The organism is Maridesulfovibrio sp. (assembly GCF_963677005.1).
Lineage (GTDB): Bacteria > Desulfobacterota > Desulfovibrionia > Desulfovibrionales > Desulfovibrionaceae > Maridesulfovibrio.
The window spans coordinates 611,604-622,500 of the sequence record NZ_OY781616.1; the positions used below are offsets into that span (position 1 = coordinate 611,604).

Annotated in this window: 10 protein-coding genes; 4 read left to right on the plus strand and 6 right to left on the minus strand. The window is 50.3% G+C overall.

Annotation, left to right across the window (positions count from 1 at the left end):
• Positions 1–127: 127 nt before the first annotated feature.
• The 6 genes from ACKU4E_RS02810 to ACKU4E_RS02835 all read right to left on the minus strand — a co-directional run bounded on the left by ACKU4E_RS02810 (position 128) and on the right by ACKU4E_RS02835 (position 6,485).
• Complete coding sequence (locus ACKU4E_RS02810; protein WP_320169572.1) at positions 128–916, minus strand: polysaccharide deacetylase family protein; 789 nt, start codon at positions 914–916, stop codon at positions 128–130.
• The gene (locus ACKU4E_RS02815; protein WP_320169573.1) at positions 916–2,043 is read right to left on the minus strand and encodes a glycosyltransferase; all 1,128 of its coding nucleotides are present in this window, start codon (positions 2,041–2,043) and stop codon (positions 916–918) included. Before ACKU4E_RS02815 ends, ACKU4E_RS02810 begins: the two co-directional genes overlap by 1 nt.
• Positions 2,044–2,235: 192 nt before the next feature.
• Positions 2,236–2,853 carry a histidine phosphatase family protein gene (locus ACKU4E_RS02820; protein ID WP_320169574.1) on the minus strand — a complete coding sequence of 206 codons (618 nt, stop codon included), beginning with the start codon at positions 2,851–2,853 and terminating at the stop codon, positions 2,236–2,238.
• Between the two features lie 12 nt (positions 2,854–2,865).
• A complete protein-coding gene (locus ACKU4E_RS02825) occupies positions 2,866–3,972 on the minus strand; it encodes a glycosyltransferase family 4 protein (protein ID WP_320169575.1) in 1,107 nt (368 codons plus the stop codon).
• A 72-nt stretch (positions 3,973–4,044) separates the two neighbouring features.
• Positions 4,045–5,310 carry a glycosyltransferase family 4 protein gene (locus ACKU4E_RS02830; RefSeq protein WP_320169576.1) on the minus strand — a complete coding sequence of 422 codons (1,266 nt, stop codon included), beginning with the start codon at positions 5,308–5,310 and terminating at the stop codon, positions 4,045–4,047.
• Positions 5,311–5,315: 5 nt separating this feature from the next.
• Positions 5,316–6,485 carry a glycosyltransferase gene (locus tag ACKU4E_RS02835; protein WP_320169577.1) on the minus strand — a complete coding sequence of 390 codons (1,170 nt, stop codon included), beginning with the start codon at positions 6,483–6,485 and terminating at the stop codon, positions 5,316–5,318.
• A gap of 256 nt (positions 6,486–6,741) precedes the next feature.
• Here ACKU4E_RS02835 and ACKU4E_RS02840 point away from each other — a divergent pair, with 256 nt between their 5' ends.
• From ACKU4E_RS02840 to ilvN, 4 genes are all read left to right on the plus strand, one after another.
• The gene (locus ACKU4E_RS02840) at positions 6,742–7,905 is read left to right on the plus strand and encodes a hypothetical protein (protein ID WP_320169578.1); all 1,164 of its coding nucleotides are present in this window, start codon (positions 6,742–6,744) and stop codon (positions 7,903–7,905) included.
• Positions 7,899–8,609, plus strand: coding sequence for a class I SAM-dependent methyltransferase (locus ACKU4E_RS02845; protein ID WP_320169579.1), 711 nt, complete (start codon positions 7,899–7,901; stop codon positions 8,607–8,609). Before ACKU4E_RS02840 ends, ACKU4E_RS02845 begins: the two co-directional genes overlap by 7 nt.
• A gap of 352 nt (positions 8,610–8,961) precedes the next feature.
• A complete protein-coding gene (gene ilvB / locus ACKU4E_RS02850; RefSeq protein WP_320169580.1) occupies positions 8,962–10,623 on the plus strand; it encodes a biosynthetic-type acetolactate synthase large subunit in 1,662 nt (553 codons plus the stop codon).
• A gap of 2 nt (positions 10,624–10,625) precedes the next feature.
• The gene (gene ilvN / locus ACKU4E_RS02855; RefSeq protein ID WP_320169581.1) at positions 10,626–10,892 is read left to right on the plus strand and encodes an acetolactate synthase small subunit; all 267 of its coding nucleotides are present in this window, start codon (positions 10,626–10,628) and stop codon (positions 10,890–10,892) included.
• The last annotated feature ends 5 nt before the right edge of the window (positions 10,893–10,897 follow it).

Below are 10,897 nucleotides of genomic sequence, written 5' to 3' on the forward strand. Positions count from 1 at the left end.
AAGAGAAAATGTGCTTGGTCAGTTACGGAACGATGAAATATTTTCATCGGGAGTGGGGATACTAATCCTGTGGGCGGAAGTTTTCGGTCTGTGCAGCATGGGCAAGTCCGGGAGCTGCATTTGTGGGTCAGGATAACATTTCTCTGATATCTCTGATATGGAGCTCGGGAGTTTTTTTAATTTTTATAAGCAGGTAGTCTAGAAAGGCCAGTGCTGTCCTGTTCATTCTCTGGTGGTGCAGCATAAATCCGGCGTAATCGGTGCTGACCGCCTGTTTTATCTGTCTCTGCAGCTCGCTGATGCCCGCGGCCGGGGTTTTGGCCTTTACTGTGTGCAGGTCTATGTTGATAGGCAGGTCCGGAAGATTGTCCAGCGGGCAGGGAGAAACGTTGATGGATCTGGATATGGCAACAAAGCCGAGTTCCGCCAGACTGTTCATTGTTTCGCTGCTGCAGCGGTTCCAGGGAGGAGTGAAGAAAGGGCAGAAGTTCTCGCCGAGCAGACGGCCCAGCTTTTCTCTGCCTCTGCTGAGTTCCGCGGTAACTCTGCTTTGATTTCTGGAAGGTCCGAATTCGAATTTCTTTCCCTGTTTTTCACAATTTATGTGTCTGTATCCATGCTGGTGAAGGCACCACAGGCTCATATCTTTTCCTAGTACGCGGAAAAGCTCATTCATGCGCTGTTCGTTGACCCAGGCCGGAACAACAGCCAGAGACAGTGGCGCTTCGTGCTTTTTGAACACTTCGATCATTTCGGAAAACTGTCTGCCGGGATAGCCTATGTCATCGGCGCGAAAGAAAACATCGCAGCCGCCGGCAGGAACAGCTGTTTCCAGCTCTTTCCACCAGGTGTCGAAAGCTTCAATCAGTAAAGGAAGCGGGGTCTTCCATATGGACGCGACTGGTCTGTACGACATTAATTGTTTCCGGCTTTTCTTATGATCTCTGCAGAGTTGCCTGCGCCGTTAAGGTCTATACCATGATCAGGTGAAGTTCGATTACGAATCAGCAGGTTGTTTATAATATCTTCCATTCGGGAGATGGCAAGGTCTTCCTGTTTCAGGATATCCAGACGTATATGCCGGGAAATCTTTTCGGCGCGCATTGTCTGTTCGCGGTTGAAGGAAAAAGGGTACACCGCAGCCGGAATTCCGGAAGCAAGTATGTCCATGCAGGTGTTGTATCCGGCCATGGACACCATGGCATCACCGGCCATGAGCAGGTTGGTGAAGTCCGGGGCAAAGCGCTTGATCTTTATTCGGGTATTTTTTTCTGCCCTGTTACAGAGATTTTCGTATGCATCACTGTCCAGAAAAGGTCCGGTGAGCATCAGCAGCCTTGCATGCTGCGATTTTATGCTTGAAAAACCGTCAAGCACTGCGCTCATGAGTTCTCCACCGACCTTTCCGCCGCCTGCACTGGCGATGAGCAGCTTGTCTTCCCCGGTAAGTCCCATTTTGTCGCGAATTTCGCGTCGCGCTCCCTTTAATGGTTTGCGGGCGGCAAATCCGGTATAACGGCAGGGAATTTCTATCTTTTCCATATTGCCGAATGTTTCTTCAAGCGAGGCGATGGCGGGGTCGGAATGGATAAGGAGCATGTCAAAATATTTATTCAGGTATTTGATGACCCGTGCTTCGTGTTTGCCTCCGTCATCTCGTTCGACAAGGATATCCCGCAGAGAGCAGACCACCTTGACGTGGCCGAATCTGTCTTCCTTTATTGCATCTAATAGCGGGATAAGCTCAAAGCGGAAAGCCTTGCGTCCGAAGGGGAACAGTTCGATGAGAAAAACATCCGGACGTTCCTTTTCAAATATTCTGAAGAGTGTTTCCGTGCGTTCGGCCTTTACCTCTTCCAGATCCCGGTCCGGTTCGGTGGGCATGAGCGCCCCGAAATGTTCGTCCATGGCCAGCCCCGGCAACTGGCAGTATTTTATATTTGAAGGGATTTCCTGATCCGGACGTTCGCCTCCGGCTACGAAGATGACCTTTTCTCGTTCAAGTGCACGGGCTATTTCCAGGCTGCGAAAAAAATGTCCCATCCCTAAGACATGCTGGCAATAATGGACGATTTTCACTTTTGTTCCTGTTTAGGTGTTCCAGTTTTTAAAATTCCTGGATCAGACTTTGCGCTGAATATTCTGGGACCGCATCCCTGGCTGGCAATGCCTGTTGCGAGCCGTTGAAGATATTAAAATAATACAATGAAAGCGCAACTGTAAACCGGAACCTGATTATAATGTCTCATTCAGCCTGTCAATCGAGAGGGTTCCGTCCCATTTCAACCAGTGCAGCCTCCGCCGCTTGATGAGCTTCGGCTTGTCTGCCTTGAAGTCGTGGTTTGCCAGCTTGTAGATGATGGTCTTCATTATCCCTTCGTGTACCACGACAAGTACACGCGGTTCCTTTTTGTCCACCATGCGGGCAATTTCTACGGCACCTTCCTGCAGAGAACTGATTCCTCTGCTTGATGCCTCCATGCGGCTTTCGCCTTCGTCCGGGCGGAACTTCCATCCTTTTGCTATTTCCGCATCCAGCCTTCCGGGGAAGCGGGCATGCAGTTCGTCTGTCGTCAGCCCTGACCATGAACCCCAATCCTGTTCCCGCAGCCCCTTTAAGCGCAGGGCAGGCAGTTTCAGTCCTTCAGTTATGATGTCTGCTGTTTCAATAGCCCTGCCGAGGTCGCTGGTAATGACTGCGTCAAAGGAGGACGGATCAATTGTCTGCCTCCATCCGGCCGCAAGCTCGCGGCCATAGGCCGTCAGAGGAGAATCCATATGCCCCTGAATCCTGTTCTGTTCATTCCATTCGGTTACAGAATGCCTGATGATCGCTAGGCTGACTGTCTTCATTCCGGCCTCCGGTTATATGAGTTTCAGCAGTTGCTTTTCTACCTGTGCAAGGTTGGACCTGAGGTCAAATATACGTTTGATTCGTTTGGGAGCCGCTTTTTTCATGCGTTCCCGCAACTCCGTGTTGCGGACGATTTCCGTTATGTTCTCTGCCAGAGCCTGAATGTCTCCCTGAGGTGAGAGCAGACCTGTCTCCATGTGAGCTACAGCTTCGCTTGGGCCTCGCGTAGAGTAGGCCACCACCGGAAGACCTGCGCACTGCGCCTCAAGATAAACCATTCCAAGGGCTTCGTTTATTCCCGGAAACGCAAAGACATCCGCCGCACTGTAATAGCGGAACAGTTCTTTTCTGGGGATGCTTCCGAGAAAAACGATTTTTTCTCCGGCGACTTTCTCAGCCAGTTTTTCCAGCCGTGCCCGGGCTTCCCCTTCTCCAGCTATCAGCAGGCGCATATCCGGGGTATCTCCGGCAGCTGTTCCGAAAGCTTGTATAAGATCGGTTATGCTTTCGGCTTTTACATCTTCACGCAGCATTGCAACTGATATGAGGGTGGTCGTTTTGCCCAGTCCCAACTGGCTGCGGACATCCTTCCTGCTGTGCGGGCAGAAAGAAAAATCGTCCGTATTTATGCCGGGGTAAGTCCTTGATAGTTTTTCAGGTATTATAATTCTGGATAAATTGCAAAAATCTATTTCTTTGTTGGCGAATACATGGGCCGAGTATAGGAGGGCCTTCTTGTTTGCCATGTAGCCTGGCCATGTCCTGAAATTTCGTCTGTACTTGGTGGCGAAAACACCCTGGTATATTACGTAGGGAATGCCGAGCCGCTGAGATATTTCCGGCCCGTATAGGTCTGGGGATTTGTGGTAACTGTGGTAGGTTATCCATAGGTCCGGACGGAATTTTTCCATCCTTTCCAGTATCCTTCCATATTCAAAAAATACGGAAGGCCATCTTCCGGGGGATTCTATTATTTTCCAAAGGCGTTCGCGGCTGGCGATTTCTACCCGGTGTCCGCTGTCGATCAGGAAATCGCGCAATCCCCGTGCGATCATGAGATCGCCGGAAGGGACAGGATGATCCACGGGTTTATGTGGTGCAAAAAACGCTATCCGCATTGAATAAAGCCATGGTTAAATTTTCCGGAGCGGATGCGGATCGGCCGGTTTTTGCCCGGCCTGCATCGCAGATCAACCGGCCTTTATGCCGTAGAGTTCGTAGACATCGGCCAGTTTGTTGATCCAGTATTTGTTGTCGAAAATTTCGTGTACCCGTTCTTTCGCAGCCGGAATTACCGCCTGCCGCAGTTCCTGATCGGTGAGCATTTTTTCCATGGCTTCTGCCATTGAAGCATGATCTCCCGGTTCTACAAGCAGCCCGGTTTTGCCGTTTTCAATGAGTTCCGGTATGCCGGAAACCGTAGTTGCCACCACCGGTACGGACATGGCCATGGATTCCGCCAGAACGTTGGGAATGCCGTCGCGATCACCGTTTGAAGCTATTTCGCATCCAAGGGCGAACAGATCGGCCTTGCGGTAAAGCTCAAGCACTTCTTCGTGAGTTTTGGTACCGAGCCATGTGCATCGGTTTTCAATGCCAAGCTCCTTGAGCATGTTCAGGGTCTGTTCCCGTTCATCCCCGTCACCCACTATTTTATAGGAAAACTCAACGCCTTTTTCATCCAGTTCTTTGAGCGCCCTGAAGACCGTGGGCAATCCTTTTTTGGCAGTAAAGCGCGCAACGGTGAAAATTTCGTAAGGGCTGCCGCAGACCGGTTGCTTCCCGGAGCTGAACAGGTCAAGGTCAATGCCGTGGTAAACCTTGTGGATCGGTTTTCCTTCCGGGGCTATGGATTGCAGGTAGTTGCAGTTGTACCCCGTGCAGGTAACCGCGAATTTGGCCTCGGAGATTTTGGCGGTAATCTTTTCCGGCTTCTGGGTGTAGATGTCCTTGGCGTGGGCGGTGAAGCTGAACGGCAGCCCGGACAGCCTGCTCGCATTTCTGGCAACGGAGCAGGGGGAATGGGCGAAATGAGCGTGAAAGTGAAAAATATCCGAGCCGGGAAGTATCTTTTCTACAATGAATTCAGCCTGCAGCATGTGTTTGAATGACGCTTCGCTGCCCGTATCCGCATATGTTTTCCAGATGCTGTCAATACGTTTGGTGAATTCCGCGTCCTGACCGTAGCGGGGATCTCTGAGTCCGGCATCGAATTCCGGTGAACCGAATAATTGCTCCAGGCAGCCTTCCAGAGTTGAAGGAAGGTAGGATACTGCGGCCTTTATTTCCGAAATTGACTTGTGGGCGAAGTTTTCCCTCGGGCGGCGCATGGAAATGATGTGTATCTTAACACCGCGTTGTTCCAGCAGTCTGATTTCATTTGAGATGAATGTTTCGGAAATTCGGGGATACCCCTTGAGAATCATCGCAAGGACAGGTTGTTTCATTGTATTCATGTTGTTTATCTGCAATTTTTTTTGAAGTAGTCAACGCGCTGATGCATAACATCCAGACCGGTGAATTTGAAATTCTGTATCGCGTCCCTGATTTTTTCGGAATTGTTGAGCAGGGTGTCCACCTTCTCCATTATGGAGTCCGGGCCGAGTTCATGCCAGGGCAGGAAGTCTGCCAGATTCTGTTTTTTAAGTACCTGCGCCCGGATAGTCTGTTCAAGTCTGGGCGTTTCGCGGGGAATGATAAGGGCCACTTTCTTATGGGAAAGGATTTCGCAGAAGGTGTTGTAGCCTCCCATGCAGACCACAAGATCCGCGTTGCTGAACAGTTTCTCCATTCTTCTGTAAAAATGGTAGAAAGTCACGGACAGGTCTTTGGCTCTGGCGGACAGGTCATGACGCTGTTCCTTGGACATGAAGGGGCCGGTGACCATTATGGTTCGGAAATTCTGCGGTCCGTATTTTTCCAGAGCCTTGAGATAGGCATCCATCATGGGATAACCGTCTCCGCCGCCTCCGGCTGTGATGACTACCAGCTTTTTTCCGTTTTTCCGTTTTTCCGGTGTGGACCGGCGGTGGACCTTTCTGGGAATGTACCCGGTAAAGACCATTTTACTGCTGACTGACTCCGGTATGCCGTATTCCACAATGGGGTCGTAATATTCACGGTGGCCGTAAACCCATATTTCGGAGTACAGCTTATCCAGCACATCATATATGCCTTTGTCGGTCCAGTCCTGCACAGTGCTTTCCGCGTCATCCATAATGTCGCGCAGACCGAGAATTGTGCGGGTTTTCCCGTTTTCCTTCATCCATTCCAGGGTCGGCATGATTTCATGCTTCAGTCCTCTGGGTGCCTTGTCTACTATGAACAGGTCCGGCTCAAAGCTTCTGGCTGTGGCGTCTATGATCGACTGGCGTATGGCCATGGCATGTACCGGCTCTATCTTTATAGAGTGAGGCACATAAATGTCATTGGCCTGTTTGATCATGCCTGGAACACGTACAAAATCTATCTGCTCTGGAAATTCGAATCGTCCTACTATGGGAGAGCCGGTAAGAATAAGGATGTTTACACCCTTGCATTTGAGCTGTGACGCGATAGCCATCGTGCGCCGGATATGCCCCAGACCGTATGTGTCATGGGAATACATCAAGATATTGAAAGTGCTGTCCATTTAACGTTCCGGGACCTGGTTAGATTGTCTGCGTTTTAGTGATATCCGAATATATTTGTCTTGCATCGCTATGAACCATGGAATATCTAACGAAAAGGAATCCATCTGTAAATCTTTAAAAAAGTCCGCATACTCGTGATAATTTCTATTATTTTTTTCAAGTGGAAGCAATCCCTTTTCCCTTTTTAAATCTGTATTGTCTTATGATGTTAACTTTTGTAATAATTTATGTTCTTGATGATATAAGGTTTTGTTGATGAGTTTTATAACAGATCTTATAATATATGCACATGACGGACGCGGCCTCGGACACGTCAGCAGAAGTGTCGCCATAGGGCTTGCAGTGCGCAGGCTGTTTCCGGAAATGTCCGTACTGCTGCTTACCGGAAGCAGGTCTGTGGCCGAACTGGTGGGGAAGGGCGATCTGGATTGGATCAAACTGCCCGCGTACAGGACGGTTGTTTCAAATGGAATTTCTGCCGGAGCCATGGGACCATCTAATATAGATGATCAGGTGCTCGGGGAAATGAGAGCCCGGTCAATAAGGGACATTCTTGAAATTTACAGGCCGAAAGTCTTTCTGGCCGATCATACTCCGCAGGGCAAGCACAGTGAGCTTCTGCCGTCACATGACGTTTCACCGGAAACTACCCGTGTTCTTGGCGTGCGCGCCGTGGTCGGTGATGTAGACAAGGTCTGGTCTGATTCTTCTGCCGAGGTCTTTCGCAAATCATACAGCAATATTCTGTGGTATGGTGATTCTTCCGTTACCGGCAGGGGGGAGATTGCTGCCTTGAGCAGATGTTACGGTGCCAGTCCTCATGAAACCGGATACGTTTCCCGTCTGTCGGAAATTGACCGGATTCAGCCTTTATGTATTTCTGATAAGCCTCTTGCTGGGGTTATTTCAGTTCCGTGGTCCGGCAGCGGGACTTTGAACATGCTGGGGAAACTTGGTGAGGTTCTGAAACGTATCGGCCCCGAGTATGGTTTGTGGAAAATTTATACGGATTTATACAAACCGGAAGCGGCTGAAATCGAATCATTGTTTTCAGGAGTGGAACATGTCCGCCTTGTTCAGTTGGGGACCGGGTTTCTTGATGATCTCAGCCGTTCCCGCGCAGCTGTCATTTACGGAGGATACAACAGCCTGACCGATGTCATGGTCAGCAGGGTCCCGTCTGTGGTTCTGCTGCGGGGAATGAAGGACGGAGAACAGGAACAGCACGCAAGGCTGCTGGCGCGAAGCTCCTCGTTTGTCAGCGAAGTCTTTCCTGACGCTGGCGTTGGAGCAGATGATCTTGAGCAGGCATTGCGCACATGTCTTGAACAAAGAAACGGGACTGATTCAGTCAATCTGGACGGAGCCGCGAATGCCGCTCGTTTTCTGGCTGATCTGGTCGGGGAGGCTGCGTGCTGACAGCAAGCCCGGAAATGCGCAGCCGTCTGCGCTCGATAACAAAATATCTTTCGCGTCATGAACTGGGCCAGTGGGAGAAGATTCTGTCCCCGTTGAGCAGGGATCTTTCTATTCTGGAAGTCGGGTGCGGGCGCGGAACTAAAACAGATTTTCTGCGTTCGATCGGATTTACGGACATTCTCGGTGTCGAGAAAAACGAGCATCAGGTACGGGAGTGTCGGGACCGGGGTTTGAATGTGGTCTCGCTGAGCGATTTTGATTCAAACCATGGTGATGAACGGTTCGACCTGCTTATCCTTTCTCATATAGTTGAACATTTCGATTCCGGCAGTGTGGTCGATTTTATCGATGGATACCTGAAGTTTCTGCGGCCAGGCGGTCTGCTGCTGGTGGCAACCCCTATTCTCCATCCTCATTTCTGGCATGACCTTGATCACTGCAAGCCGTATTATCCGCAGGGGATTAGGAATTTCTACAGCGGGGCAGGGCAGCAGGTCGGCTATTTTTCGCAGTACTGTCTGAAGCTGAAGGATATCCGGTATCGGCGGAGTCCGTTTCGCATCAAGAACAGCCGCAGTCTGCTGCTGAAGAAGAACGATCTCCCGGTTCTGCTGTTCAATGCGGCAAGTGCGGCACTGGCCCGATTATCTTTTCATTTGATCGGCTACAAATCCGGTTGGGTAGGGCTGTACAAGCTTAAATGAAAGGTTGTTCTGCCTGAGTGATGGAGAACATATCTGTTGCATGTTTAAAATTTTTATAAAAAGAGCTTGCATCCTTTTTGCCGATGAACTATCTCTTTTTGAAAATAACTTTTTTGAGAAAATTTAGAGAAAAACTGAAATGATACTATCTTCCCTAGATCACATGAATGCAGTCGTCGCAACCGTCGCCAACGTGGTGATGGTCGTGGTTACCGTCGTGGTCGTGAGAGGCTTAAAAGGGCCGGAGGGAAGATTGTAAACAACAGTTTACTAATCAGGTGCAGTTGTAACCCCCACCGGCCATGCCGGTGGGGGTTTTTTGTTTTCATCAGGAAATAAAGAGGGTGCAGGAATGGAAATCAGTGGTGCAAAACTTGTTGTTAAACTTTTGGAGCGGCAGGGGATAGAAATTATCTGTGGGATCCCCGGCGGCTCCAATCTGCCGATTTATGATGCTCTCAAGGACAGTCCCATAAAACATGTCCTTGCCAGACACGAACAGGGAGCAGGGTTCATGGCTCAGGGAATGGCCAGAACCACCGGAAAGGCTGCCGTATGTATGGGAACATCCGGTCCGGGGGTTACCAATCTTCTTACCGCCATTGCGGATGCGAGGCTTGATTCAATACCGATGGTAGCCATTACCGGTCAGGTTTCCAGCTCCATGATCGGCACGGATGCTTTTCAGGAGGTGGATACCTACGGCCTTACCATACCGATTACCAAGCACAATTTTCTGGTTCAGTCCGCAGCCGATCTTGTGGACATAATCCCGGAAGCATTCCGTCTGGCCGAGTCCGGGCGTCCCGGACCTGTCGTAATAGACATTCCGAAGGATGTGCAGAAGGAAATGGTCGATATTTCCGCATGGCCGATGCCGGGAGCCAGAGATAAGCATGTTGAGTGTGATGATGAACTCCTCGGAAGAGCTCAGAAAATGATCGAGTCAGCTCGCAGGCCGGTTATCTATGCAGGTGGAGGCGTTGTAGCCGCCGGCTGCTCAGATGATCTCATAAAACTCTCCCGCAGAAACTCCATTCCGGTGGTTACCACGCTCATGGGGTTGGGGGCCTTCCCGCACGGAGATGTCAATTATCTGGGAATGCTTGGGATGCACGGCTCAAGGGCCACCAACATGATTCTGGAGGAAGCGGACCTCATAATCGCGCTTGGAGTTCGCTTTGATGATCGCGCGGTGGGCAAGGCCTGTGAATTCTGCAGGCAGGCCGACATTCTGCACATTGATATCGATCGTTCCGAGATAGGCAAGATAAAATCTTCGAATCTCTCCATTGTAGCGGATGTTGGGCAGGCTCTGCACAAGCTGGCAGACAGGGTTGAATCTTCTATCCGTATAGGTTGGAGCGCCAGAGTTTCCTCCCTGCGCATGATGTATCCGGACGTGCTGCCGGACACCGATGATACGTTTCATCCCAGAAATCTGGTCCGGGTCATGGGAGAATCGCTGCCGGATGATGCCATAATAACTACTGATGTCGGCCAGCATCAGATGTGGGTTGCGCAGAGTTATCCTTTCCGAACTCCCCGGACCCTGCTTACTTCAGGAGGACTCGGGACCATGGGATTCGGTCTGCCCAGTGCCATAGGCGCAGCTCTGGCAATGCCGGAGCGCAAGGTTGTCTGCGTCAGCGGGGACGGTTCGTTTCTGATGAATATTCAGGAACTGGCTACGCTTGTGGAACAGCGGCTCAGTGTTAAGATTCTCATCATGAACAACAACCGGCTGGGGCTTGTACATCAGCAGCAGGAACTGTTTTTCGAGGAGCGCTACTTTGCTTCAAGTTTTGACAGCAATCCTGATTTTGTGTCGATTGCCAAGGGATTCGGTATTCCGTCCTATGACCTTGCAGCTCAGGACAATCCGGAAATGTTTCTGCGCCGTGCTCTTGCCCAGGACGGCCCATGCCTGATCAATATACCTATTGGATTGGAAAATAACGTTTTTCCAATGGTTCCACCCGAATGTGCCAACCGCGAAATGATTGGAGGCTAGTAATGCATAATCATGTAATAGAACTGCTGGTTCGCAACCACGCCGGAGTAATGAGTCAGATAACCGGACTGTTCTCGCGTCGTAACTTCAACCTTGAAGGTATTATCTGCGGGCCTGTTGAGGATGGCGGGAAGAGTAGGATGATTCTGACTGTGGATGATGACAGTAAACTGGAGCAGATAGTGCTGCAGCTTGAAAAATTATATGATGTGCTTGAAGTCCGGCAGGTGAATAATCATCCGCTGACAAAGGTGCTTGATGATTTGTAAAGAAA

Bases quoted from the DNA above. Each gene is read 5' to 3' on its own strand.
- ACKU4E_RS02830 (WP_320169576.1), bottom strand. From the start codon at position 5,310: ATGAATACAATGAAACAACCTGTCCTTGCGATGATTCTCAAGGGGTAT.
- ACKU4E_RS02815 (WP_320169573.1), bottom strand. From the start codon at position 2,043: ATGGGACATTTTTTTCGCAGCCTGGAAATAGCCCGTGCACTTGAACGA.
- ACKU4E_RS02810 (WP_320169572.1), bottom strand. From the start codon at position 916: ATGTCGTACAGACCAGTCGCGTCCATATGGAAGACCCCGCTTCCTTTA.
- ACKU4E_RS02840 (WP_320169578.1), top strand. From the start codon at position 6,742: ATGAGTTTTATAACAGATCTTATAATATATGCACATGACGGACGCGGC.
- ilvN (WP_320169581.1), top strand. From the start codon at position 10,626: ATGCATAATCATGTAATAGAACTGCTGGTTCGCAACCACGCCGGAGTA.
- ACKU4E_RS02820 (WP_320169574.1), bottom strand. From the start codon at position 2,853: ATGAAGACAGTCAGCCTAGCGATCATCAGGCATTCTGTAACCGAATGG.
- ACKU4E_RS02835 (WP_320169577.1), bottom strand. From the start codon at position 6,485: ATGGACAGCACTTTCAATATCTTGATGTATTCCCATGACACATACGGT.
- ACKU4E_RS02825 (WP_320169575.1), bottom strand. From the start codon at position 3,972: ATGCGGATAGCGTTTTTTGCACCACATAAACCCGTGGATCATCCTGTC.
- ilvB (WP_320169580.1), top strand. From the start codon at position 8,962: ATGGAAATCAGTGGTGCAAAACTTGTTGTTAAACTTTTGGAGCGGCAG.